The organism is Variovorax sp. PBS-H4 (assembly GCF_901827205.1).
GTDB lineage: Bacteria > Pseudomonadota > Gammaproteobacteria > Burkholderiales > Burkholderiaceae_C > Variovorax.
In genome coordinates this window covers 82,431-104,859 of sequence record NZ_LR594677.1, presented here as the reverse complement: position 1 = coordinate 104,859, position 22,429 = coordinate 82,431, and the positions used below count along the sequence as shown (strand labels likewise).

General features: G+C 62.6%; 26 protein-coding genes and 1 pseudogene. 8 read left to right on the top strand and 19 right to left on the bottom strand.

The features are described 5' to 3' along the window. Nucleotides 1–601 precede the first annotated feature (601 nt). The 4 genes from E5CHR_RS31590 (at nucleotide 602) to E5CHR_RS31575 (ending at nucleotide 7,031) form a co-directional block, all read left to right on the top strand. Nucleotides 602–1,972: a replication initiation protein gene (locus E5CHR_RS31590; RefSeq protein WP_068682748.1), complete on the top strand. Its 1,371-nt coding sequence runs from the start codon at nucleotides 602–604 to the stop codon at nucleotides 1,970–1,972. Between the two features lie 511 nt (nucleotides 1,973–2,483). Continuing rightward, complete coding sequence (locus E5CHR_RS31585) at nucleotides 2,484–2,954, top strand: excisionase family DNA-binding protein (protein WP_068682746.1); 471 nt, start codon at nucleotides 2,484–2,486, stop codon at nucleotides 2,952–2,954. Nucleotides 2,955–2,983: 29 nt separating this feature from the next. Next, entirely contained in the window at nucleotides 2,984–3,535 is a 552-nt protein-coding gene (locus E5CHR_RS31580) for a PIN domain-containing protein (RefSeq protein WP_232062360.1), read from the top strand. Between the two features lie 580 nt (nucleotides 3,536–4,115). Continuing rightward, a complete protein-coding gene (locus E5CHR_RS31575) occupies nucleotides 4,116–7,031 on the top strand; it encodes a Tn3-like element IS1071 family transposase (protein WP_003158660.1) in 2,916 nt (971 codons plus the stop codon). Nucleotides 7,032–7,161: 130 nt separating this feature from the next. Here E5CHR_RS31575 and E5CHR_RS31570 read toward each other — a convergent pair. The 11 genes and pseudogenes from E5CHR_RS31570 to E5CHR_RS31520 all read right to left on the bottom strand — a co-directional run. Further along, nucleotides 7,162–7,539, bottom strand: a pseudogene (locus tag E5CHR_RS31570) (DNA-binding protein); the annotation flags it as partial. Nucleotides 7,540–7,717: 178 nt separating this feature from the next. Next, entirely contained in the window at nucleotides 7,718–8,767 is a 1,050-nt protein-coding gene (locus E5CHR_RS31565) for a transcriptional repressor gene korB (protein ID WP_011114060.1), read from the bottom strand. Beyond that, nucleotides 8,764–9,528 carry a ParA family protein gene (locus E5CHR_RS31560; protein WP_011114061.1) on the bottom strand — a complete coding sequence of 255 codons (765 nt, stop codon included), beginning with the start codon at nucleotides 9,526–9,528 and terminating at the stop codon, nucleotides 8,764–8,766. Before E5CHR_RS31560 ends, E5CHR_RS31565 begins: the two co-directional genes overlap by 4 nt. Further along, nucleotides 9,525–9,833, bottom strand: coding sequence for a transcriptional regulator KorA (locus E5CHR_RS31555; protein ID WP_011114062.1), 309 nt, complete (start codon nucleotides 9,831–9,833; stop codon nucleotides 9,525–9,527). Before E5CHR_RS31555 ends, E5CHR_RS31560 begins: the two co-directional genes overlap by 4 nt. Nucleotides 9,834–9,939: 106 nt before the next feature. Beyond that, entirely contained in the window at nucleotides 9,940–10,269 is a 330-nt protein-coding gene (locus E5CHR_RS31550) for a DUF2761 domain-containing protein (RefSeq protein ID WP_011114064.1), read from the bottom strand. Nucleotide 10,270: 1 nt separating this feature from the next. Continuing rightward, complete coding sequence (gene kleE / locus E5CHR_RS31545; protein ID WP_011114065.1) at nucleotides 10,271–10,597, bottom strand: KleE stable inheritance protein; 327 nt, start codon at nucleotides 10,595–10,597, stop codon at nucleotides 10,271–10,273. Between the two features lie 208 nt (nucleotides 10,598–10,805). Then, the gene (kleA, locus tag E5CHR_RS31540; RefSeq protein WP_011114066.1) at nucleotides 10,806–11,042 is read right to left on the bottom strand and encodes a stable inheritance protein KleA; all 237 of its coding nucleotides are present in this window, start codon (nucleotides 11,040–11,042) and stop codon (nucleotides 10,806–10,808) included. Nucleotides 11,043–11,199: 157 nt separating this feature from the next. Further along, a complete protein-coding gene (gene korC / locus E5CHR_RS31535) occupies nucleotides 11,200–11,457 on the bottom strand; it encodes a transcriptional repressor KorC (protein WP_011114067.1) in 258 nt (85 codons plus the stop codon). A 16-nt stretch (nucleotides 11,458–11,473) separates the two neighbouring features. Next, a complete protein-coding gene (locus E5CHR_RS31530) occupies nucleotides 11,474–12,682 on the bottom strand; it encodes a hypothetical protein (RefSeq protein WP_011114068.1) in 1,209 nt (402 codons plus the stop codon). 11 nt (nucleotides 12,683–12,693) lie between these two features. Continuing rightward, nucleotides 12,694–12,912 carry a hypothetical protein gene (locus E5CHR_RS31525; RefSeq protein ID WP_012478187.1) on the bottom strand — a complete coding sequence of 73 codons (219 nt, stop codon included), beginning with the start codon at nucleotides 12,910–12,912 and terminating at the stop codon, nucleotides 12,694–12,696. A gap of 44 nt (nucleotides 12,913–12,956) precedes the next feature. After that, nucleotides 12,957–13,385 (bottom strand): antirestriction protein, encoded by a 429-nt coding sequence (locus E5CHR_RS31520; protein ID WP_011114069.1) that lies wholly within the window; start codon nucleotides 13,383–13,385, stop codon nucleotides 12,957–12,959. Between the two features lie 172 nt (nucleotides 13,386–13,557). Between E5CHR_RS31520 and E5CHR_RS31515 the strand changes: the two genes are divergently transcribed. The 3 genes from E5CHR_RS31515 to E5CHR_RS31505 all read left to right on the top strand — a co-directional run bounded on the left by E5CHR_RS31515 (nucleotide 13,558) and on the right by E5CHR_RS31505 (nucleotide 17,721). Continuing rightward, complete coding sequence (locus E5CHR_RS31515) at nucleotides 13,558–13,821, top strand: type II toxin-antitoxin system RelB/DinJ family antitoxin (RefSeq protein ID WP_011114070.1); 264 nt, start codon at nucleotides 13,558–13,560, stop codon at nucleotides 13,819–13,821. Continuing rightward, complete coding sequence (locus tag E5CHR_RS31510; protein WP_011114071.1) at nucleotides 13,808–14,089, top strand: type II toxin-antitoxin system YafQ family toxin; 282 nt, start codon at nucleotides 13,808–13,810, stop codon at nucleotides 14,087–14,089. The genes E5CHR_RS31515 and E5CHR_RS31510 overlap by 14 nt, the downstream gene beginning before the upstream one ends. 716 nt (nucleotides 14,090–14,805) lie before the next feature. Further along, on the top strand, nucleotides 14,806–17,721 hold the full coding sequence (locus E5CHR_RS31505; protein ID WP_003158660.1) for a Tn3-like element IS1071 family transposase: 2,916 nt from the start codon (nucleotides 14,806–14,808) through the stop codon (nucleotides 17,719–17,721). Between the two features lie 245 nt (nucleotides 17,722–17,966). On the opposite strand, the gene E5CHR_RS31500 is transcribed toward E5CHR_RS31505, so the two are convergent. The 4 genes from E5CHR_RS31500 to E5CHR_RS31485 form a co-directional block, all read right to left on the bottom strand. Further along, the gene (locus tag E5CHR_RS31500; RefSeq protein WP_068683781.1) at nucleotides 17,967–18,593 is read right to left on the bottom strand and encodes a lytic transglycosylase domain-containing protein; all 627 of its coding nucleotides are present in this window, start codon (nucleotides 18,591–18,593) and stop codon (nucleotides 17,967–17,969) included. Beyond that, nucleotides 18,581–19,156: a S26 family signal peptidase gene (locus tag E5CHR_RS31495; protein WP_232062359.1), complete on the bottom strand. Its 576-nt coding sequence runs from the start codon at nucleotides 19,154–19,156 to the stop codon at nucleotides 18,581–18,583. The genes E5CHR_RS31500 and E5CHR_RS31495 overlap by 13 nt, the downstream gene beginning before the upstream one ends. Continuing rightward, nucleotides 19,149–19,379: a helix-turn-helix domain-containing protein gene (locus E5CHR_RS31490; RefSeq protein WP_083944709.1), complete on the bottom strand. Its 231-nt coding sequence runs from the start codon at nucleotides 19,377–19,379 to the stop codon at nucleotides 19,149–19,151. Before E5CHR_RS31490 ends, E5CHR_RS31495 begins: the two co-directional genes overlap by 8 nt. Before the next feature lie 186 nt (nucleotides 19,380–19,565). After that, nucleotides 19,566–19,832, bottom strand: coding sequence for a DUF2285 domain-containing protein (locus tag E5CHR_RS31485; RefSeq protein ID WP_198161340.1), 267 nt, complete (start codon nucleotides 19,830–19,832; stop codon nucleotides 19,566–19,568). Nucleotides 19,833–19,846: 14 nt separating this feature from the next. On the opposite strand from E5CHR_RS31485, the gene E5CHR_RS31480 reads away from it, so the two are divergent. Beyond that, on the top strand, nucleotides 19,847–20,152 hold the full coding sequence (locus E5CHR_RS31480; RefSeq protein WP_232324497.1) for a helix-turn-helix transcriptional regulator: 306 nt from the start codon (nucleotides 19,847–19,849) through the stop codon (nucleotides 20,150–20,152). An 8-nt stretch (nucleotides 20,153–20,160) separates the two neighbouring features. On the opposite strand, the gene E5CHR_RS31475 is transcribed toward E5CHR_RS31480, so the two are convergent. Genes E5CHR_RS31475 through E5CHR_RS31465 form a run of 4 tightly spaced genes read right to left on the bottom strand, consistent with a single transcriptional unit; the run spans nucleotide 20,161 to nucleotide 22,385 of the window. Further along, nucleotides 20,161–20,670 carry a DNA -binding domain-containing protein gene (locus E5CHR_RS31475; protein ID WP_068683790.1) on the bottom strand — a complete coding sequence of 170 codons (510 nt, stop codon included), beginning with the start codon at nucleotides 20,668–20,670 and terminating at the stop codon, nucleotides 20,161–20,163. A 34-nt stretch (nucleotides 20,671–20,704) separates the two neighbouring features. Beyond that, nucleotides 20,705–20,908, bottom strand: coding sequence for a transcriptional regulator domain-containing protein (locus E5CHR_RS32220; RefSeq protein WP_232324498.1), 204 nt, complete (start codon nucleotides 20,906–20,908; stop codon nucleotides 20,705–20,707). Nucleotides 20,909–20,916: 8 nt separating this feature from the next. Next, on the bottom strand, nucleotides 20,917–21,783 hold the full coding sequence (locus E5CHR_RS31470; protein ID WP_068683792.1) for a phytanoyl-CoA dioxygenase family protein: 867 nt from the start codon (nucleotides 21,781–21,783) through the stop codon (nucleotides 20,917–20,919). After that, on the bottom strand, nucleotides 21,780–22,385 hold the full coding sequence (locus E5CHR_RS31465; protein ID WP_068683794.1) for an acyl-homoserine-lactone synthase: 606 nt from the start codon (nucleotides 22,383–22,385) through the stop codon (nucleotides 21,780–21,782). Before E5CHR_RS31465 ends, E5CHR_RS31470 begins: the two co-directional genes overlap by 4 nt. Nucleotides 22,386–22,429: the final 44 nt, after the last annotated feature.

Sequence of the window (22,429 nt, the reverse complement as noted above, 5' to 3'; positions counted from 1 at the left end):
GTTGATGGTTGGGCGCGGTGGGGCAATGTCAGTGGAAACCTGGTTTCCACCGACTGGCGGTACGAGAGCGGACATATTGAAGAAGCCTCATTCGACAGAATTCGGCGATTCTATGAGAATCTGCCGAATGAACAAGTTTCAGCCATTCTCCCCTGGAACACCCTCCGCGAAGTGTGAGGTTTATTGGGGAACCGGGGCTTTGGCGGGTCACCAACGCGTTCCGCCAAGGGGTTGAGACGGCCTTTCCCACCCGTGGGCACATCCTTATGGCCCTCTGCAGGGCTATGCACGGGGCGCTGAGGGATTGAAGGAGGGCGGTTGCCCATATCCACTCACATCAAACCCCAAGCCACCTCACATCTTGGTTGATAGGAACCCAGATCTGCTCACCTCAAATCCCATCCGTTCTCACATTATTTCCCAAGGAACCTCACACCAAGTGGTGCAAGCCATTGATCCAATTGAGGAAAATGAAACTTCAACTCTTCAATCTCCCAAGTGTTTCACTTCAACAGCTCAAGCGAAAGCACTCTGCCAACTGTGAATTGACGAAATCACATTAGGCCGACATGATGTGAGCTTCAGCACGAACACTACTTTCATGGTCGAGGACGAATCCCCGCGCAGTTCGCCTCGCCCACCCCCCTCGGTCGAGGAGCAAAGCGTTGCCAAGGCCAACGAGGCCATCGCCATCCGCCCGAAGCGCGGACGCCTGACCCTGCTTTCTCGGCGCATCTATAACGCGCTGCTCTACCATTCCCAGCGTCAGGGCGTTGACGAGCCGGTTTACCGATTGGCCCTGAGCGAGTTGATCGGTGACGCACGCTTCAACTCCAACAACACGGAGCTGCTGAAGTCCCATCTGCGCGATATGCAGGCGACGACGATCGAATGGTCGACCAGCAGCAGCTCGCTCAAGCGCTGGGTTTCGTCCCAGCTGCTGGGCACCGTGACCATCGAGGAGCAGGGCAGGGGGCGCCCGTGCATGGTCACTTGGCGCTATCCCGAGGAAATAAAGGAGCGCCTCGTCAAGCCCCACCAGTACACGCGGGTGTTGCTCGAGATGAGCAGCCAGATGCGCAGCTACTCGGCGGCCGTGCTCTACGAGATCGGTGCTCGTTACCTGACTTCGCCCGGTCGGTTGTCCATGCGAGAGGACGTAATGTGGTGGGCTGCGGTCCTGACCGGTCGCAGCGATATCAAGGAAGTGGACTACCGCTTCCTCAAGCGCGACGTCATCAGCAAGGCGATCGCCGAGATCGACGCCTTGTGCGAGGAGTTCGGGTTGGAGCTGATCGAGCACAAGAGAGGCCGCAAGATCGAGGAAATCCAGTTCCGAGTGGTCCCCAAGGTTCAGCAGCGGCTTGAGGACATCAACGCCGCCAACCGCAACGTTTTCGACCTGGAGCTGGTGGGGCGCCTGATTGCGCTGGGGATCAAGCAAGACGAGGCGCAGGACCTCTATGCAACCACGGACGAGGGGCAGATCCGCGCGACCCTGGATCACGTCGACGCGCGACTGCGCAGCGCTACGATGCCGGCTCTGAAATCGCCTGCCGCCTATTTCAAGGACGCACTCAAGAAGGGTTACGCGGGCGTCGGCATCGCGGTGCCCGCTTCGCCGCCGGACGAGCCAGGCGCCGCACCCGCTACGTCCGTTCCCACGCTGTCGGAGGGCGACCGCCTGCGGCGCATCCGCGAACTGTGGGAAAACGATCAGATGGCCAAGGCGCGCGCGATGTATGCGGAAATGCTGGAGCCGATGCAGGCGGAGTGGCGGACACGTTTCCAGGTCGAGCAGCTTGAGAAGGTTGCCTCTCCCATCGCGCGTGCCTGGCGCCGCGATGGGCCGGCCAGTCGCATTGCCGGGACGACGTTCTTCAAATGGCTGGCCGGCACCACCTGGCCCGCGGAGCCGACGGACCGGGTGCTGTTGGACTTCGCCCTGCAGCGGGGCGTGCCAGGCCTCTGACGGCGGTCCCTGGCCAGACTGGTTTCAGGAATCTGCATCGAGCGGCCGCTGCGCATTTGCGCGGCAAGGTGCTTGGACGCACGATCCCTTCGCAGGGTATTTGGTTGGCCGCGCTTGGGGCGGAACGAGTAACCGAGAGGCTTGTCTTTTCCCATCTGGCGTTCGCCCATCGGGTGGGTGCCAGGCTCACGTGCCCACCAAGATCGCTTGAATCTGACGCCGGCACTTAGAGGAACGTTTACGCTGCTACCGCTTAGTTCGCGTCGTAAGTTAGCCATCACATCGATCTCATAACTAGCACCCTTGACACGTCCGGGTGCTGTCGCAAGTGGCCACCGCCCTCGAAAAGTTGGCACGTGGGCGCGCTCCGCTTCACACGCCGGGGACGCCCCGCCTTGTAAATGCATTATATGAACCAACGTGCGATTAGTTCATTTGTTGAGGTACAGTATTACCCATCAAGGCAGGTAATCGAGGCAACTGCATTCCCTTTGCATAAGGAGCATACAAAATGACCACTTCGGAACGTACGCGTCGCCGTCAAGCTGCGGAAATGACACCTGAAGAGTTGGAAATGGCTCGCACGGCACAGCGCTGCATCGGCGAGTCGTTGGATCGCTCGCGAGCGGCGAGCATTCTTTTGACCAGCGACGATGGGGATCTCCCGCCGGTGCAGGTGCCGACAAAGGCGCTGCGGTTGATCGGTGAAGTGCTGGGTGCATTGAGCGAGCGTAGGGCGGTGACTGTTATCTCGGACAAGCAAGAAATGACGACCGTCGAGGCTGCCAACCTTCTGAACGTTTCTCGCCCATTTGTCATTCGCGCGATCGAAGAGGGGCGGCTGGCTCATCGCATGGTCGGCACACATCGCCGCATTCCGTTCGACGGGTTGATGGCTTTTCGTGCGCAGATGCGTGAAAAGCAGATCGCAGCCTTGCAACGGCTGTCTGAAAACGCGCAGGAATTGGGCCTCGAATACTGATGGCGGGGAACGCGAGGTACACAGCCCTCTTGGACGCCTGCGTCCTTTATCCGGTCAGCGTCGCCGACGCTCTGATGAGCGTTGCCGTGACCGGGTTGTTTGCCCCCAAGTGGACGACGGAGATCGAGGCAGAATGGATGGGCAACCTCGAGGCTGAACGCCCCGATCTCGTCGGCAGGCTCAGCTTTCGCCGCGACAACATGCGTGAAGCCATTCCCGATTGGGAGATTTCGGAAGCGGCCTGGCGGCCGCTTGTCGGATCGCTCACGCTGCCTGACCCCGATGACGTCCACGTGCTTGCCGCTGCGATCGTTGGCCATGCTGATTGCATCGTGACCGCGAACCTCAAGGACTTTCCGAATGATGTCCTGGCGGGATACGATTTGACGGCAGTGCACCCAGACGATTTCTTGGTCGCACAGCTTGATCTGGACGAGATTGCTGCATTGACGGCATTCAAAGCCATGCGGGCACGGTCCAAGCGTCCTCCCTTCTCGCCGGAAGAGTTCGCTGATGTCCTCGAGCGGAACGGCCTGGCCGCAACCGCTGAGCGCTTGCGAGAGGCAGCTGCGCTGATCTGAATACGACCTCATCACCTGCGTGAGCGCCGGGATCGCTCCCGAAAGCCAATGCGTCGCGCGCTGATGGCTTGGACCGACTCTCGCGTGCTGACATGTCTTCCCTGCCTCATCGTTCATGCGTTCCCATCGGAACCAGCACTCGCTCGCGAGCCCTTAAATACGGGAGAAGCCCGGTGCTCTTCGGGTCCCTGCATAAAGACTGAAGAACCGAGGCGTCATGCTGACCTGCTGGGCGAACGGCCTGCGGCTGTGGCCGATCGGTCAAACTTTTTGCCAGCGACGTCAAACGAGGGAGGGCAGGTGCCCGACGGTTCGTTGACGTCTGATTCTGACTAGTTCGCGCCACAAGGTCTCTTGTGAACGTCGAGGACATCGATTGCTTCACGAGCCCCGCGGCCTACTACCGACGGCGCTGCACGAACTCGTGTACTAGATGGGGTCTCCTCGTTTTCAGTGCAATAAGTGACGGTACGCAAAGCTAGCACTGGCGCGGGGGTGGTCTGGGTAGACCGTTGATTTCATTGACTTTCCTGTTCGCTTTGTAAACGGGTATGGTGGCCTCCCACTTTTGAGGTTCACGATGCAGGGTTGGCACACAACGTTTTTGGGGATGCGTGGGCTCCCCCGCGATATCAGCGACTTCGAGATGAAGGCATTTTTCACCTTCGATGGTGCCGAGCGCGACGCAATCAATGCACGCCGAGGTGATTCCCACAAGCTTGGTCTGGCGCTCCATATTGGTTTCCTGCGCATGAGTGGGCGTTTGCTCGGTGCCTTTCGGGTAATTCCAGTAGCCTTGTGGCGCCACCTTGGCAACGAGCTTGGCATTGCAGCACCAGAAGTCGCCTCGCTGAGAGCCATGTATGAACGCGGGCGCACGCTATTCGATCACCAACAAGTAGCCTGCACGGTCCTTGGATTCCAGTGGATGAGCGAGCACCAGCGCCGCTCACTGGTACGTGAACTGCGCGACGAAGTGGCGCGCTGCGCCGACCGCGATCAGCTACTCGTGCGGGCGCGTCAATGGCTGTACAAGAACAAGCTGGTGATCGTGCACGAGCGGGCAATTCGGACACTGATTGCGGCGGCACTTGCCCAGCTTGAAGTTGAAACAGGCACCGCCATCGCCGCCAGCGTTGATCCAGCAACACTTGATCGCTGGCGAGCCTCAGTTTCAGAGCTGCGCCCAGATGGACAAACCCAGCAGAGTTGGCTATGGGCTGCACCGGCGAAACACTCAACCCGCCAAATCAGCGAGGTACTGGAGCGCATCGACCTGCTTTACACGCTGGACGTTCATAAGCACCTGGCAGACATCCCCGATCTCATCTTGCGCCGCTACGCGCGCCGACTTGTCTCCAGGCCGCCCTCAGCCGGAGCCAAGATCAAAGAGCCAGCGCGCACCGTGGAGGTCGCATGCTTTCTTCGGTATTGCCTGTTCACCACCACAGACCAGTTGATCCTTATGGTGCAGCGCCGGATCGCCGATCTGTGGCGTCAGGCTGCCGCCGATGTCCCCGCTACCGTCAATTGGGCCGCAATGTACAAAACGCTGCTCGGCGAACTTGTTGCCTTGAGCGCGCAAGGTGCGGTGCCAGATGCTGAGTTGCGTGCCCGTCTTGAAGCCTTGATCACCGAAACCCAGAAACGCAAACCACCGAGCAGGGCCTCCCTGGTCCGCGAGGGATTGATTGATGGAATTCGCCCCGTGCGGTCGTTGCTCGTCGCCATTGCAAAGCTGCCCTGGCAGGCCACCGGCGAGCATCCTGCCATCGAGTACCTTGCCAAGCTGCAAGCTTTATATCTCAAAGGATCCAGAAAGCTGCCAGTTGAAGTGGTGGCACCAAGTCTGGGAATGATCTGGCAGGTTTCGATCTCCAGCCCAGACCGGGAACGGGCGTTTCAGGCGTTGGAGGTGGCCACCCTGTTTGCCCTGCGCCGCGCGGTGCGCAATGGCTCGGTCTGGATTGAGCACAGCCTGAGCTTTCGGGGTCGTGCGCGCTTGTTCTTCACGGACGAGCGTTGGCAGGCAGAGTCCAAGAAACACTATGCCCGTCTATCGTTACCCAGCAAGGCTGCCACTTTCTTGAAGCCTTTGCTGGCCAGAGTAACTGCCGGTGTCGATGCGGTGGCCGCTGCAGCCCGCAGTGGCGTACTGCGCGTGGATGATGAACTCCATTTGTCGCCATTGCCCGCAGAGGACGAAGACCCAGAAGTGACCAAGCTGCGCGCGGCTTTGGATCACCGCATCGGTGAGGTTCAATTGCCGGAAGTGATTCTGGCCGTTGACGCCCAGGTGCGCTTTAGCTGGATCATGCTCGGACGTGAGCCGCGCTCTACCGACGAGCTGCTGATGGTCTATGCCGGCATCATGGCCCACGGCACCAGTCTGACTGCGGTCGAATGCGCGCGCATGATTCCGCAATTGTCTGCCACCAGCATTCGCCAGGCCATGCGCTGGGCGCGGGACGAACGGCGTCTGAGCCAGGCCTGCCAGGCTGTGCTGGAATTCATGCAGCGACACCCGATTGCCGCCACCTGGGGGCGGTCCGATTTGGCATCTTCTGACATGATGACCATGGAGACCACCAAACGGGTGTGGCAAGCCCGGCTTGATCCTCGGCGCAACACACCTTCCATTGGAATCTACTCCCATGTAAAAGACCGGTGGGGCATCTTCCATGCGCAGCCCTTTGTGCTCAATGAGCGCCAGGCGGGCGTGGCCATTGAAGGTGTCATCCGCCAAGAAAAGCTGGAGACCAGCCAGCTTGCTGTGGATACCCATGGCTACACCGACTTTGCCATGTCACATGCCCGTTTGCTTGGTTTTGATCTTTGCCCGCGGTTGAAGGAACTCAAACAGCGCCACCTCTTTGTGCCACGCGGCACCAAAGTGCCCGCAGAAATCGCTGCGGTGTGCGAAGCCAATGTCGACGTCGCTTTGATCGAAAAGCATTGGGATAGTCTGGTGCACCTGGCAGCCTCGGTCATGAGCGGACATGCCAGTGCGGTGGCAGCTCTTGCGCGGTTCGGTTCTGCCGCCCAGGGCGATCCAATCTATGAGGCTGGCGTGCAATTGGGGCGGTTGCTGCGTACGGCGTTTTTGGCTGACTACTTTGTCAAGGACGCTTTCAGGAACGAGTTGCGCCGGGTGCTCAATCGGGGCGAGGCTGTTAACGCCCTCAAGCGCGCCATTTATACCGGCCGGATCAGCCCGGCGCAGGCCAAACGTGTCGATGAAATGCAGGCTGTGGCCGATGCGTTGAGCCTGATGGCCAACATCGTGATGGCGTGGAATACCTCACAGATGCAGGCGGTCCTGGATCGCTGGTCGAACCGCCGCCAGGTCATTCCACCGGAACTGATCGGGAAGATTGCGCCCACCAGGCTGGAGAGCATCAACTTGCGGGGTGTGTTTCGCTTCCCGGTTGACCGCTATGCTGACCAAATCCTGCCTTCGCGGCCAAATGCATCGATAACTGGCACCAATGGATGAAACCGACCACGGTTTGACGCCACGAATCGCAGATTTGAAAGTGAACAGGAAAGTCAATGAAATCAACGATCTACCAACACCACCTCCGCGCCAGTGCTAGCTTTTCGTACCGTCACTTATTGCACTGAAAACGAGGAGACCCCTCGTCCAGCTCGCCGGTGAGCTGGTCGGCCAGCTCTGCGGCTTCCTGGCGCGCTGCTTCCGTCTCCTGGCGCACGGCCTCCAGCGCCTCGCGCTCGGCGGCCAGGCGGTTGTTCGCCATTTCCAGCGCCACGGCCCACAAGTCGCCGCCCAGCTCGGCCAGCTTGTCAGTGATCGCCTGCGGTGCCGGCTCGCGGATCGGGGCGGCCTGGCTGGCCTTGCGTGCGCGCCACTCGTTCATCGCCTCGCTGATGGTGGTGAAGCTGCCGCTGCCGAGCTGCTTGCGCACGTTCGCCAGCGTGGGGTTCTGGCCGGCCGCGTCCAGTTCGTCGGCCACCGCAAATATCTGCTCCTTCGAGATCGCCATGTCGGGCCTCCTTTGGCCGGTTGTATGTTGTAGCGTGAAGCATACTACAACATACAACACTACGCAAGCGGTTTAGCTGAACTTTTTTTAGCGGCTAAAACGCGGGCAAAAAAAGCCCCGCTCGATGGCGGGGCGATGGGTGGGGGTCGGTGGTCGGCGATGCCCGGCGCTGGGCGTGTCAGCCCTCCAGCAGCGCGACAAGCTGCACGGTGCCAAGGTCGGCCTCGAACTCCTGGCCGTCATCCTCGTATTTGAGCCAGGCCCAGCCCTCGGCCGGGGGCCGGCGGTTGAGGATCAGCCGTGCCGGCCGGTCGTCGTGCTTGACCTGGATGATGGCCTTCTTGAGCTTGTCGGGGTCGGCCTCCTTCGGCTCCTTCTTCCCCTTGGCGTCATCATCCTGCGGCCCCTGCTCGCCGTCGCCGGCCTCGGCGTCGGTCTTGCCGGTCAGCGCATCGACGGTGTTGGGATCACGGTCGCCGTCCTCGTGACTGCGCTTGTCCTCCAGGAACTCGCGCAGCAGCTTCACCGAGCCGCGCGTCAGCTCCTGGCTGTCGTCGGCCAGCCAGGCGGCCACCTCGTCGGGGTTCTTCTTGTAGGCCGTCACCAGCTCGTTGATGACAGTCACGTCCTTGCCCCGGCCGCTATTGAACGCCTCGGCAATGGGTTCGGGCAAGTCCAGCAGCGTGACGTGCTGCGTGACGAAGGCCGGCGACTTGCCGATCTCCTTGGCGATCTCGCCCTTCTTCTTGCCCTTCGCCAGCTCGCGGCCGATGAAGTCGGCGATCTCACGCGCCGTCAGCTCGTTGCGTTGCAGGTTCTCGATAACCTGGTCGGCCTCGTTGTAGTCGTTGTCGATGAAGGCCGGGATCGTGGTCTTGTGCGCCCACTTCGAGCCGCGATAGCGCCGCGCGCCGTGGTTGATGAGGTAGCGCCCCGGTGCGTCCGGGTTCTCGCGCACGCTGATGGGCGACTTCACGCCGCGCGCTTTGATCGTCTCGCCGATCTCCGCGATGCTCTCCGGCGAGAAGCCGGGGTTGTCGGCCGTGCGCGGCTGGTGCGGGTCTTCGTCGATCAGGTCAAGCGGCAGCTCCTGCGGGCCTGCGCCGCCGGCGTTGGCCGCCGGCTGCTCGTTCAGCAGGCCGGCCAGGTCGCCCAGCCCGTCCAGGCCCAGCCCGGACGATTGCGGCTTGTCCTGCTCCTTCTTCTTGGCGTTGGTCTTGGCGCTCATTGCGCGATCTCCATCTTCGTGAACACGTAATCCGCCAGCGCACGCACCTCCTGGGTGGCCTTCCGCGCGGCGGTCTTCTTGATCTTCCACACCGGCATCTGCTCGCCCAGCGCCTCGGCGATGCTGTCACGCGCGCCGATGCTGAACGGCAAGATGAGCTGCGGGTATGCCTGCTGCAACGTCGCCAGGTTGTTGACGTGGCGCGGCTTCCGCGCGTCCACCTTGTTCGGCACCATGCCGAGGAAGCGCAGCTTGGGGTTCTGCTTGCGCAGGTTGCTGATGACCGCGACCATCTTCTTCATGCCCTGCAAGCTGTACGCCTCCATTTCGATGGGCGACAGCATGTAGTCGGCCGTCAGCACGGCCGCCGTCATGGCGACGCCAAGGGAGGGGGCCGTGTCGATCAGGCACACGTCGAAGAACTCGCCCAGCGCGGCCACACTGGCCCGCAGCGCGGCGGCCGCCTGGGAAAGCTCCATCTTGTCCAGGTTCGCCAGGTTGGCGTCTGCCGCGATCAGCGCCAGGCCGTCATCCTCCCGGTCAGCGAACCAGGCGCGCAGCTCGTCGCCGCCGGCGGTGAACATGCGACTGGCGGGATAGCCCGAGTCGTGGCCGGCCAGCGTCCAGCTCGCATTGCCCTGGGTGTCCAGGTCGATCACTGCAACCCGAAGGCCGCGCTCCTGGAAGTCGAACGCCAGGTGGCAGGTTGCGAACGTCTTGCCTTGACCGCCTTTCTGAATTGCCGTGACCAGTGTTTTCATGAGTTGGGTTCCTGTTTCCTCTTTCCCTTGGCGTCGGCTTCCCAACGCTTGACGATGAACGCTTGATGCTCCGGCAGTACCGCCGTCACCCGCTCGAAGCCCTGCGGGAGCACTTCCCCCGCCACTGCCCACACGCGGCTGACCGCTTGCGATACCGCCCCCTTGGTCAGCCCCAGCGAGGCCACAAACTCGGCCTGGGGCCTTCCATCGACCAGCACGCCGCGCGCTATGTCGATGGTCTGTTGCCCGATCTCCAGGCCCTTGATCGCCGCCTGGAATTGGGCTTCGGTTAGCCGTTTCTTCATGGAGAACACCCATATAAACTCCACACCCGGTTGTTGAACAAAAGGCGGTGCCAGCCGCCGACCATGTGCAGAAGTTTAGCTAAACTCGCCGCCCGCGTCAAGCGTTTTAGCGGCTAAAAATGGGCGCGTGATCTTCTTTCTTGGCGTTCAACCTGGCCGCGTCAGCGGCACTCATGAAGAACGTCATCAGCGGGCCGACCGTGCGGCTCGAACCGTTGGCAAAGCACACGTCGAACTGACCGCCGGCGGTGTGCGGATCGACGCCTTCCACCAGTCGCCAGGGGTCAAGGCCCCATTCCTCGGATTGCGCGCTGTACCAATAGGCCGGCGCATCGCCGTTCAAGTCGCTGGCCGCGTACTCGCGCACCAGGACGGCCACCCGGCCGGTGTTCGGCTCCACGAATCCCGGCGGGTAGGGTAGGGTCTGTTTTTTCATGTCAAAGCCCCTTCGGCTTGTAGATCGAAACGAAGTAGGTGATCGCGGTCAGCACCGCGAAGTACGCCAGGAACGACCAACCGGCATACACGCCAGGCGTGTTCCAGTGGTAGAGCATCCGCACGAACTGGAAGAAGGTGGCAATCGACAGCACCCACTTGAGGATCGGCCAGACCAGCACGGTCGCCACCCATACGAACTTGACCAGGCCGGCCAGCAGGCCAGCACCGGGGGCCTTGTTGGGGGCAGCAGACGCGGCGGCAGGCTCCACCGGCGCGGGCGCGGCGGGCTGCTCGATCTCCTTGGGGAACTTGATGATGTTGGACATAGCTTGACCCTCCACGCGCTTACGTGTTGAATGCTGGGTGCTCCCACTCGGAAGCATGGTTACGGTGTGCCAGCACCAGGCCAAGCGCCCCGGATCACTCCGGGGCGTTCCTCCACCTGGGGCCGCCCTTGATCTTGCCTCGGCTCACGCAATACTCCTTCTTGGCGTCCTCGATAGGCCCGGCCGTTGCCGACCGGGCCATGTGCTCTTACCAGCCGGCCCGGCGCTTGGCCTGCTCGACGGCTTCCATCGACCAATGGCCCTTGGCCTGCCCCTCCAGGGAGCATCCGGCGAAGTACGCCTTGCCGCGCAGTTCCTCGGCTTTGCACACCAGCTCGGCCGCCTCGGCCATCATGGCCGCGATCTCGTCACGGCGGGCCGGGAAGTCGGTCGCTGCCGCGCCCTCCAGCTCGTCAATCCAGGGCATAATCTTGTTGTCGCTCATCGGACTTTCTCCGGTAGTTGACCTGGGCAATGTGCCCGGCCTTCAAGTGCTATATTAGGGCAAAATGCCCTAACCTGTCAAGCACTTTAGCTAAACTTTTTTCGCTTTACCGGAATCCGAAGGCTAAACTTTAGCCGCTAAAACCTTTCCCTTGGCGTCAATCCTCTTTCCAGATCACGCCCAGCCCGGCCTGGTCGCACAGGATCGCCCATGCCGCATAGGGAATCGGGGTGTCCTCGCCGATCCAGCGGCGGATCGTGCGGTCGCCCTTCGCGCCCAGCCCCAGCGCCTTCGCGGCCTTGCTGCCGCTGAACCCGGCCAGGCGCAGCACCTCTCGGACTTCCTCGCCGGTCGGTTGCGCCCAGCGTTCGGCCGGCTTCAAGCACTCCAGCCGGATATTGGCGTCGTTCGTCATTCGTTCGTTCTCCTGGTCAAGTGATAAGCCGCAACTGGTCGAAGCCGTAGATCGACTGGATGCAGCTCGGGTCTGAATCGACCACGCGCCGGCCTGCGCGATTGGTCTTGTACGTTACCGGCCTGTCGTCGTGCGCCCACACCTGGCGGGTGTCGGGATGCACCTTCACGATGATGATGCGCTTGCCGATGTAGCGGTCGAAAACCGGGTGATGGACGCTCACGATCTCGCACCGCTGGCCGGGCTTGAACTCCACCAGGTCGGCCGGGCCTCCATCGCCATTCCTGGCGATGCTGCAGGTTGCCGCGCTCGCTCGCGGCATCGTTGTTTCCGGCGATACAGGCCCGCCCTCGCCCGGCTCGGCATCGTCGGCTTTGACGATGCTGCAGGTCATCGTCGTTTCTGGCGATGCGGGATCTCGCTCCGGGCCTGCGCCGGTGATTTTTCCCTTGGCGTCCAACCCGGCGGCCCTGGCCGCCTTGATCCTGGTCGCGGCCTCGGCCGCCCAGCGCCTGGCGATGAAGGCCCGATGCGAGGGCAGCACCACATCGACCAGGACGAACCCCGGCGGCACCAGGACGGTCGCCGGTGCGCGCCGCGCCGGCGGCTCCAAGCCGGCCAGCCAAGCGGGCAGGGGAGCATCGGCCAGGCGGTCGCGGTAGCTGGCCTCGACCATCACCGGGCGCTTCTTCTCGGCTCGCTGCGCAGCCAGGATGCCGCGCGCAACCTCGTCCACCGTCATGCAGCCCTGCGCCGTGTCGAAGTGCGAGCGGTAGCCCGTTTCGGAGATAAACGGCCTGTCCAGGTCGATGACGTGGAACTGGAAGTGGGCACCCAGCGGCCCGCCGTAGCCGGCCTCGTACTCCACCAGGGCGCGCATGTCGCCATCCGCGACCAGGAACTGGCCGCGCTGGCCCCACAAGGGCACGTCGCCAGGCACCGCCGCGCAATGGCGCTCGATGACCTGGCCGGGCGCGTCGTGGTCGGCCATGCTGCCCACGTGCGTTCCGCCGTTCATCTTCCAGATGACGGCCTCGTATCGGTCGCTGGCCGCCTCGGCGGCCGCACCGTCACCGCGCATGATCGCCGCGTCGATCTCCACCACGGCCGCCACGGCGGCGGCCAGCAGCTCGTCGCGGTCGGTGGGCAGCTCGGCCAGCAGCTCGGCCGCCGGCGCGTTCCAGTCCTGGCCCGGCTGGGCCGGCGTCTTGCGTTTCTTCGCCATCGGCCGGCCCCTCAAGTGTCAGCACGCCGCCACGCGATCACGTCGCGGGCTTCGTAGCCGTGGCGCTTGCAGTCGTCGCAGAATCCCGAGCTGAACCCCTTGTGGTTCGTGCCGATCCATGCGGCCGGCTTGCCGCATTCGTGGCCGTAGGTGCCCGGCTCGGCGTTGTGGCACTTGCCGTCCGTCGCGTAGCTGTTCGTCGGTGCCTGGGGAGCGTTGTTCCTGGTCATGGTCGCCTCCTGGAAGCCCCGGCCGAAGCCGGGGCCGCCCCTCATCAGTCAATAGCCCGGTAGATCGCGGCCGCCTCGGCGTGGCTGGCTGCGAAGCCGCGCAGGAAGTGATAGCGGTCGATCAGGGCATCGCCGGCGTCCGTGTCGGCGGCCTCGGCCGCGAGCTGACCCAGCGCGAACAGGGTTGCGACAATGCCGGCGGCGTCGGCCGACAACTCGCCTCGGAAGCCGTTGCCGTCCACCTCGATCTCCAGGCGGTCGGCCAGGTCGGGGGCCATGTAAAAACCGCCGTCCGACAAGGTGTAGTAGTGCCAATACGCGCCGCTGTAGCGTTCGCAGAGCCGGCGAAGCCAGGCATACACCAGGGCCTCGCCGCGCATCATCAGACGCGGGCCGAAGTAGGCGGGCAGGAAGTCGAGGCGCTGGGCCTCGGCGACCAGGGAAGCGGTAACGGGTTGCTCTTGGGTGTTCATCGGACTTTCTCCGGTAGTTGACCTGGGCGAAATGCCCGGCCTTCAAGTGCTATATTAGGGCAAAATGTCCTAATCGTCAAGCACTTTAGCTAAACGTTTTAGCCGCTAAACCTTGCCCTTTCCCTTGGCGTGCATTACAATGTAATTCACGAACCCAACCGGAGAACCAATCATGGCTGCAAACCAGCTCGTACAAACGCGCATCGACGGCGCGATCAAGGAAGAAGCGGCGGCCGTCCTGGCCGCGATGGGCCTTACCGTGTCCGACGCGGTGCGGCTGCTGCTCACGAAGGTGGCCCAGGACAAGGCGCTGCCCTTCGAGCCGCTGATTCCGAACGCCACCACCATCGAGGCGATGAAGGAAGCCCGCAAGGGCAAGCTGCCGCGCTTCGCCACCGTCAACGATCTGATGGCCGATCTGCATGCGGCAGATTGAGCGCACCGGCCAGTTCAAGCGCGACTACAAGCGCGAGGCGAAAGGGCAGCACCGGGCCACGCTCGACGCCGACCTGGTGCCCGTCCTGGTCGCGCTCGCCGACGACCAGCCGCTGGAACCTCGGCACCGCGACCACGCGCTGACCGGGGACTGGAAGGATCACCGGGATTGCCACGTCAAGCCCGACCTGGTGCTGATCTACCAGAAGCCCGACGCCGACACGCTGCGCCTGGTGCGCCTCGGCTCTCACTCCGAACTCGGCTTGTGATCGGCGCGGGCCTGGCCCCGCGTCTCACGTTTCATTGACACTTGAGGGGCGCTTTCCGCGCCACCGGCCGAGCTGGCCGACCCCCTTCCTTGGCGTAAAACCTGCGGCGGTGGAGCTGCTGCGATGCTTGAGGATCGCGCGGCCGGTCGAACCGCGGCGACCTGGTTGGGGAGTGTGAGGGGGCTTTGCCCCCTCGCAAGCTCTCGAACTTACTGCCTTCCGCCAGGCGCTTGCGCCTGGCTCTCCTAAGCCGTAGCGCCGAAGGCGCTCCATTGTGGGGTGAGGCCGCAAGGCGGCCGAGGGGCGTAGCCCCTGGGGGGATGGGAGGCCGCTTGCGGCCGGGTGGGATCGAGAAGGGGGGTTTCCCCCCTTCGGCGGCCGGTCATGCTGCGCGGTAGCTTGGGCCGTGTTGCCGTTTTTTTCGCCAGCCTCTGGTTAAAACTACCTGGTTATATAAAAAGGTTATAAAGACGGTTAAAAACCTGGTTAGCATGACCGAAAAACGCGCGTAAACCGTTGTCACGCCAAGGAAAAGCGCGAAGAGGCCGCCCCTCAAGTGTCAATGGATAAGGGGGTCTCCTCGTTTTCAGTGCAATAAGTGACGGTACGCAAAGCTAGCACTGGCGCGGGGGTGGTCTGGGTAGACCGTTGATTTCATTGACTTTCCTGTTCGCTTTGTAAACGGGTATGGTGGCCTCCCACTTTTGAGGTTCACGATGCAGGGTTGGCACACAACGTTTTTGGGGATGCGTGGGCTCCCCCGCGATATCAGCGACTTCGAGATGAAGGCATTTTTCACCTTCGATGGTGCCGAGCGCGACGCAATCAATGCACGCCGAGGTGATTCCCACAAGCTTGGTCTGGCGCTCCATATTGGTTTCCTGCGCATGAGTGGGCGTTTGCTCGGTGCCTTTCGGGTAATTCCAGTAGCCTTGTGGCGCCACCTTGGCAACGAGCTTGGCATTGCAGCACCAGAAGTCGCCTCGCTGAGAGCCATGTATGAACGCGGGCGCACGCTATTCGATCACCAACAAGTAGCCTGCACGGTCCTTGGATTCCAGTGGATGAGCGAGCACCAGCGCCGCTCACTGGTACGTGAACTGCGCGACGAAGTGGCGCGCTGCGCCGACCGCGATCAGCTACTCGTGCGGGCGCGTCAATGGCTGTACAAGAACAAGCTGGTGATCGTGCACGAGCGGGCAATTCGGACACTGATTGCGGCGGCACTTGCCCAGCTTGAAGTTGAAACAGGCACCGCCATCGCCGCCAGCGTTGATCCAGCAACACTTGATCGCTGGCGAGCCTCAGTTTCAGAGCTGCGCCCAGATGGACAAACCCAGCAGAGTTGGCTATGGGCTGCACCGGCGAAACACTCAACCCGCCAAATCAGCGAGGTACTGGAGCGCATCGACCTGCTTTACACGCTGGACGTTCATAAGCACCTGGCAGACATCCCCGATCTCATCTTGCGCCGCTACGCGCGCCGACTTGTCTCCAGGCCGCCCTCAGCCGGAGCCAAGATCAAAGAGCCAGCGCGCACCGTGGAGGTCGCATGCTTTCTTCGGTATTGCCTGTTCACCACCACAGACCAGTTGATCCTTATGGTGCAGCGCCGGATCGCCGATCTGTGGCGTCAGGCTGCCGCCGATGTCCCCGCTACCGTCAATTGGGCCGCAATGTACAAAACGCTGCTCGGCGAACTTGTTGCCTTGAGCGCGCAAGGTGCGGTGCCAGATGCTGAGTTGCGTGCCCGTCTTGAAGCCTTGATCACCGAAACCCAGAAACGCAAACCACCGAGCAGGGCCTCCCTGGTCCGCGAGGGATTGATTGATGGAATTCGCCCCGTGCGGTCGTTGCTCGTCGCCATTGCAAAGCTGCCCTGGCAGGCCACCGGCGAGCATCCTGCCATCGAGTACCTTGCCAAGCTGCAAGCTTTATATCTCAAAGGATCCAGAAAGCTGCCAGTTGAAGTGGTGGCACCAAGTCTGGGAATGATCTGGCAGGTTTCGATCTCCAGCCCAGACCGGGAACGGGCGTTTCAGGCGTTGGAGGTGGCCACCCTGTTTGCCCTGCGCCGCGCGGTGCGCAATGGCTCGGTCTGGATTGAGCACAGCCTGAGCTTTCGGGGTCGTGCGCGCTTGTTCTTCACGGACGAGCGTTGGCAGGCAGAGTCCAAGAAACACTATGCCCGTCTATCGTTACCCAGCAAGGCTGCCACTTTCTTGAAGCCTTTGCTGGCCAGAGTAACTGCCGGTGTCGATGCGGTGGCCGCTGCAGCCCGCAGTGGCGTACTGCGCGTGGATGATGAACTCCATTTGTCGCCATTGCCCGCAGAGGACGAAGACCCAGAAGTGACCAAGCTGCGCGCGGCTTTGGATCACCGCATCGGTGAGGTTCAATTGCCGGAAGTGATTCTGGCCGTTGACGCCCAGGTGCGCTTTAGCTGGATCATGCTCGGACGTGAGCCGCGCTCTACCGACGAGCTGCTGATGGTCTATGCCGGCATCATGGCCCACGGCACCAGTCTGACTGCGGTCGAATGCGCGCGCATGATTCCGCAATTGTCTGCCACCAGCATTCGCCAGGCCATGCGCTGGGCGCGGGACGAACGGCGTCTGAGCCAGGCCTGCCAGGCTGTGCTGGAATTCATGCAGCGACACCCGATTGCCGCCACCTGGGGGCGGTCCGATTTGGCATCTTCTGACATGATGACCATGGAGACCACCAAACGGGTGTGGCAAGCCCGGCTTGATCCTCGGCGCAACACACCTTCCATTGGAATCTACTCCCATGTAAAAGACCGGTGGGGCATCTTCCATGCGCAGCCCTTTGTGCTCAATGAGCGCCAGGCGGGCGTGGCCATTGAAGGTGTCATCCGCCAAGAAAAGCTGGAGACCAGCCAGCTTGCTGTGGATACCCATGGCTACACCGACTTTGCCATGTCACATGCCCGTTTGCTTGGTTTTGATCTTTGCCCGCGGTTGAAGGAACTCAAACAGCGCCACCTCTTTGTGCCACGCGGCACCAAAGTGCCCGCAGAAATCGCTGCGGTGTGCGAAGCCAATGTCGACGTCGCTTTGATCGAAAAGCATTGGGATAGTCTGGTGCACCTGGCAGCCTCGGTCATGAGCGGACATGCCAGTGCGGTGGCAGCTCTTGCGCGGTTCGGTTCTGCCGCCCAGGGCGATCCAATCTATGAGGCTGGCGTGCAATTGGGGCGGTTGCTGCGTACGGCGTTTTTGGCTGACTACTTTGTCAAGGACGCTTTCAGGAACGAGTTGCGCCGGGTGCTCAATCGGGGCGAGGCTGTTAACGCCCTCAAGCGCGCCATTTATACCGGCCGGATCAGCCCGGCGCAGGCCAAACGTGTCGATGAAATGCAGGCTGTGGCCGATGCGTTGAGCCTGATGGCCAACATCGTGATGGCGTGGAATACCTCACAGATGCAGGCGGTCCTGGATCGCTGGTCGAACCGCCGCCAGGTCATTCCACCGGAACTGATCGGGAAGATTGCGCCCACCAGGCTGGAGAGCATCAACTTGCGGGGTGTGTTTCGCTTCCCGGTTGACCGCTATGCTGACCAAATCCTGCCTTCGCGGCCAAATGCATCGATAACTGGCACCAATGGATGAAACCGACCACGGTTTGACGCCACGAATCGCAGATTTGAAAGTGAACAGGAAAGTCAATGAAATCAACGATCTACCAACACCACCTCCGCGCCAGTGCTAGCTTTTCGTACCGTCACTTATTGCACTGAAAACGAGGAGACCCCGCTTCACGATGACGCCACATGATGCTGTCCTTCCCGAAGGCTATGCTCAACGCTGGGCGGCCGAGGTGAACGCAGCCAAGTGAGGGGGCGCCGAGGCTAGCTTCACGGTTGCGATTCAGCCGAAGCGAACGATTCCGTGCTGAGCGGCACGAAGAGTGTCGGGGAACCCGCTCGATCGCTGGTCTTGCCGGATGGCGCCGATCGCAGGGCGAAGAAGATCGGGTTCACCGGCACCGTTTGCATTGAGTCTGGCCGCTGCGCGGTCACACCGCCCACCGACGCGAGATAGGCACGCGTCTCGCCGGGAAGCGTTCGGCCCGTCGCGAGATGCTCGGCGTAACGCGCGGGCCCGGCATTATAGGCCCCGAACAGCCCGGGATAGCCGAACCGGTCGTACATCAACCGCAGATAGGCAGCGCCCGCGACAATGTTGTCGTGTGGGTCGTGCGGATCAGCTCCAAGTCGAAGCGCCGCACGCACCTGTGCCCATGTGCCGGGCATGAGCTGCATCAGGCCCATCGCACCGGCCCGGCTGGTGATCGGCCGCCCATTCAAAATCGTCTTTCCGGCGCTCTCGGCGCGCATGACGCGTTCGATCCATGCCGCCGGGATGCCTGACCGGGCCGATGCTTCATCGATATAGGGACGCCAACGCTCGACCAGTTCCGCATGCGCCGACGTTGCTACCAGCAGCGCTAGCGCGATGGCGAGCGATCTCAGCGCGCCCACAGCAAGGTTGCTTTGCCGACGATATCGCCGCGGTCCGTTGGACCGAAATAGCGCCCGTCGAACGAGGCGGGGCTATCGGCCATCAGCAGCAACATCGCCCCGCGCCGGAGCGTGATGCAGCCGGTCCACCACGGCATCGGGCGGCCCGCGCCATCGCGGATCAGGCGGTTCGCGATCCAGCGGCCATCGACGAATATCTCCTGCCCGAGCGCGCAAACGGTATCACCAGGTTCGGCCGCGACGCGCTTCACCAGCGGCACGTTGGCGGGCAGATAGTGCCGGCGCGCGGCGAAATCGCGGGCAGGAGCTGGCGGCCAGGCGATGACCATATCGCCGGTCGCGAGATCGGTCCCCCCGACACGGTAGAGCCCGATCGGTGCGCTCGCGCTGGCATTCCAGACAAGGAAGGGGCGCGGCGGGAGCGCGATCGTGGCGGCGAGCGCGGCCGCGAGCCCACCAAGGGCGAGGCCGCGGCGCGCAAAGCGCCGCCGCCGCGATCGGGCGAAGCGAAGGCTCTGGCCCCAGCGCGCGAGCGCGGCAGCCGCGGTGTGGCGCTCAATCACGATCGCGCTCCCCGCGGGCGCCCAGCGACCAGCAATCGAGATCGTCGATATGATAGCGGACATGGCGGCAATGGCGCCGGAAGCGCGGACCGGTGCCGGCGCTGCGATGTTCCTGGAGCGTCCGCACCGAAACGCCAAGATAGTGTGCGGCCTGTTCGGGGCTCAAGAAAGGGGAGCCGCGCAGTGCGAGGCCCGCGCGGGCGACTTGATCATCGTCGTTCATGGCTTCGATCCAAATGTATCGCGCCGCGACGCGCGGCGGGTGGATCGGGTGATGCCGACGGATCGCGCGCGCGGGGAGTGTCGAAAACCGGCACTCGCATTTCGACACACCCGGGTGAGAGGGCAGGGTGCCGACGGGGCGGCGCAGACCCGCCCGAAGCGCGAGGCGCCAAATTAAACTTTGGGCTTAACCAGCCTGTTCGGATTTCCGGCCGAACGCCTCCAGTGCGGAACCAAGCCCCTCACCGACGATCCAGTGGGCGCGGGCAAGATGGCTTTCCCAGCACTTTCGCGCGGTCTCGCCATCGGCCGCGACGTCGAGGCCGAGGATCAGTCGTGCTCCTTCGGCCCAGCCCATGCCGGCAGCGTCGGCGTCGAGCAACTCGGCGTAAATCGGAAGGGTTTGCCGATCATAGCCCGTTACCTGACCACTTGGCGCGACATTCCGCAGCACAAGAAACTCCAAATGTGGTGTTTGCTCATCAATTTGGAGACCTTACGCCATGGCTAAAAGGCCCGCAAGCGGGCTCAACATCGCTTATGTCGAGCCGGAAGACTCTTGCCCACAATTTGCGCGTTCTACGTGCCGCGAGAGGCTTGTCACAGGAAGCGCTGGCAGATGCCGCGATGGTCGATCGAACTTACATCAGCGCTCTCGAACGTCAGAAGTATAGTGTCACTATCGACCGGCTCGATGAGATCGCAAAACCTCTCGGCATCGAAACCTACGTCCTGCTGATGAACGACCTTCCGCCAGAAGTCCTGAAGAATTAGCCGTCGGGTCACCAGGTCAGGATCGGCAGCGGTCCCTGCCTGACCAAGCTTTCACCCATTGCGACCAACCGGCGTATGGCGGACTTGCGGTATTCTCCCGGCCCAGGCCATTCGCCGCCCTCCAACAGTTCGGTCGCGATTTCCCTGAGGGATGCGCCATCCGCGCGGGCATCGCGCGCGCGCAGCGCCGTGGCCGATCGTATTACCCTGGAAGCCCTCTCGACCGCGCTAGGTTCAGTTCCCGCAAGTCTATGCTCAAGTCGCCGGATAGTGTCCATCTGCTGGGCTAGCCGCCCATCCTGTGCGAGCAGGTAGGTCAGGTGGACGGGACCTGACATTACGGTCCCCGAGACAACATCCAGGCGAAATATCTCGCCATGGGCGATGAAGCGGACGTGCTCGCCATCCGCATCCGGGAGGATGCGCGAATCGAAGCGGCGAATGTCCGTGGCATCGAGCCGGGTCGTCGCTCTCGCCCCGACCAACAGCACGCGCGCATCGACGTCCGCTCTCCACATGGGTGCCGCGTGGACGCAATCGAGCTCCGGATTCTCAGGGAAAGTGCAGCCCCCATTCGCCCGCGGAGCCGGGCTCGCCTGCGGGTATCTCCGCGGTCAACGCGCTGGCCGCGGCAAATCGCCAATAAGCAGAATTCCGGCGCAGTACTTCCCAGGCAAGTGCATCGCGGCCCAGCGCCGGGATGGCATCATAGGCCGCCCGGTCGCGCCAGTCCGGCAGATGCGCGGTCCCGCTCACGGCGTTCGTCAGCCCATCTCGCCCATCTGGGAGCGGATGAACATCTCGGCCGCTTCGGCCTGGTCGGGCCGCAGCGCGTCGATCGACGGCAGATGGTCCGGCACTCTGTCTCGCAACAGGATCGAGGGGCATTGGCCCTCGACATTGCCGAGGTTGGGGCGGTGCTGGGCGTAGCCGACGAGCGCAGCCAGTTCCGGCGAGAAGTGGCGCGCTACCTGTGGTGGGTAGACTAGCCATTGCAGCTCGAAGGGTTTCAGCCAGCCGAGGCAGTAGCTGATGACGATGCCGCGCCGAGGCGCCGCGCTGGCATTGCCGCCACCGCCATGCAGGGTGGAGCCGAGGAAGATCAGGGCGTCGCCCGGCGACACCGTTGGCACGACCACGTCCTCTTCGGCAAGCACCGGAATGTCCTGCTCGAGGTGGCTTCCCGTCCAGATTCGCGTGCCGCCGTTCTCCCGCGTGAAGGTGGTCAACGGCCACATTACGTTGACGAGATATTCGAGGCTGCCTTTGGGCCCTTGCCACATGTCCTGGTCGCGGTGCGGCAGCTGGGGCAGAGCACCGGGGTGGATCTCGATGGCCTGGGTCAGATTGAGCGCGATCCGCTCGCACCATGGCAGGAGCATCTGCTCGACGATCTCCAGGATCAGCGGATGCCTCGCCAGGCGTTCGATCGCCGACGAGCGGGTCAGCAGCGATCCGAAACGCTTCGTCCTGTCGCCGTAGAATGCCCCTTGGCATAGCGGTGTCGCAGCGAAGCGAGGGTTCAGATCCGCCTCGATGCCAGCGATCAGGGCAGGCTCGACGCCGCGCCCGAACACGCACCAGCCATCGCGCGCGAGCATCGCGGCGTGGCGATCGACGGCGGCGCTCATGCCGACACCCGATCGGCAGCATCGGCATAGACACCCGTCCAGCGAAGCCGCTCGGGCGTGTCCGGACGGACATGGATGAGGAAGGCGCCGATCGCTCCGCCTGGGAGATGCACGGCGGGCCCGAGCGGCTCGGCCTGCCAGCCCATCGCGAGGACTTCCTTGCGGAACGGATCGGGGATGAGGCCAGTCAAGCGCTCGATCCCGCGCTCCAGCGCAAAATCTACGACTGCCGAGAACAGCATGTTGCGCAGTTTGAGTCTCCGGGCAGCACCGTGTCGCTGGGGCAGACATAGCCGCGTGGTTTCCCAGGTCGTATTGCCCACGGGGACCCCGAATGGGCAGAGATTAGAAAAGAGCGTACCAAGCATGTGCGGATGGGTACTGGGAAAGAGCCGGATAGAGGCTTGATGCTCACCGCGTGCGTCAGAGACGATGAAATAGACAGTATGAGCATTGTCGAACTGGTCGATCTCGTACTGGTCATCGACCACCGGGACATCCCAACCGAACAGGTCGACGAAAAGACGCTTGCGGTCGGCGAACATCGAACAAAGCAGCGGCTGGCTGTCCGCTGCCAAATCATTTTCGATAACATGGATCATAGAGGTTTCTCCCGGCATAGACCTGTCGTGCCGGAAGAGAGCAG

Bases quoted from the DNA above. Each gene is read 5' to 3' on its own strand.
- E5CHR_RS31490 (WP_083944709.1), bottom strand. From the start codon at position 19,379: ATGAACGACGATGATCAAGTCGCCCGCGCGGGCCTCGCACTGCGCGGC.
- E5CHR_RS31465 (WP_068683794.1), bottom strand. From the start codon at position 22,385: ATGATCCATGTTATCGAAAATGATTTGGCAGCGGACAGCCAGCCGCTG.
- E5CHR_RS31575 (WP_003158660.1), top strand. From the start codon at position 4,116: ATGCAGGGTTGGCACACAACGTTTTTGGGGATGCGTGGGCTCCCCCGC.
- E5CHR_RS31590 (WP_068682748.1), top strand. From the start codon at position 602: ATGGTCGAGGACGAATCCCCGCGCAGTTCGCCTCGCCCACCCCCCTCG.
- E5CHR_RS31520 (WP_011114069.1), bottom strand. From the start codon at position 13,385: ATGAACACCCAAGAGCAACCCGTTACCGCTTCCCTGGTCGCCGAGGCC.
- E5CHR_RS31585 (WP_068682746.1), top strand. From the start codon at position 2,484: ATGACCACTTCGGAACGTACGCGTCGCCGTCAAGCTGCGGAAATGACA.
- kleE (WP_011114065.1), bottom strand. From the start codon at position 10,597: ATGTCCAACATCATCAAGTTCCCCAAGGAGATCGAGCAGCCCGCCGCG.
- korC (WP_011114067.1), bottom strand. From the start codon at position 11,457: ATGACGAACGACGCCAATATCCGGCTGGAGTGCTTGAAGCCGGCCGAA.
- kleA (WP_011114066.1), bottom strand. From the start codon at position 11,042: ATGAGCGACAACAAGATTATGCCCTGGATTGACGAGCTGGAGGGCGCG.
- E5CHR_RS31510 (WP_011114071.1), top strand. From the start codon at position 13,808: ATGCGGCAGATTGAGCGCACCGGCCAGTTCAAGCGCGACTACAAGCGC.
- E5CHR_RS31475 (WP_068683790.1), bottom strand. From the start codon at position 20,670: ATGTGGAGAGCGGACGTCGATGCGCGCGTGCTGTTGGTCGGGGCGAGA.
- E5CHR_RS31530 (WP_011114068.1), bottom strand. From the start codon at position 12,682: ATGGCGAAGAAACGCAAGACGCCGGCCCAGCCGGGCCAGGACTGGAAC.
- E5CHR_RS31565 (WP_011114060.1), bottom strand. From the start codon at position 8,767: ATGAGCGCCAAGACCAACGCCAAGAAGAAGGAGCAGGACAAGCCGCAA.
- E5CHR_RS31550 (WP_011114064.1), bottom strand. From the start codon at position 10,269: ATGAAAAAACAGACCCTACCCTACCCGCCGGGATTCGTGGAGCCGAAC.
- E5CHR_RS31505 (WP_003158660.1), top strand. From the start codon at position 14,806: ATGCAGGGTTGGCACACAACGTTTTTGGGGATGCGTGGGCTCCCCCGC.
- E5CHR_RS31525 (WP_012478187.1), bottom strand. From the start codon at position 12,912: ATGACCAGGAACAACGCTCCCCAGGCACCGACGAACAGCTACGCGACG.
- E5CHR_RS31555 (WP_011114062.1), bottom strand. From the start codon at position 9,833: ATGAAGAAACGGCTAACCGAAGCCCAATTCCAGGCGGCGATCAAGGGC.
- E5CHR_RS31560 (WP_011114061.1), bottom strand. From the start codon at position 9,528: ATGAAAACACTGGTCACGGCAATTCAGAAAGGCGGTCAAGGCAAGACG.
- E5CHR_RS31470 (WP_068683792.1), bottom strand. From the start codon at position 21,783: ATGAGCGCCGCCGTCGATCGCCACGCCGCGATGCTCGCGCGCGATGGC.
- E5CHR_RS31515 (WP_011114070.1), top strand. From the start codon at position 13,558: ATGGCTGCAAACCAGCTCGTACAAACGCGCATCGACGGCGCGATCAAG.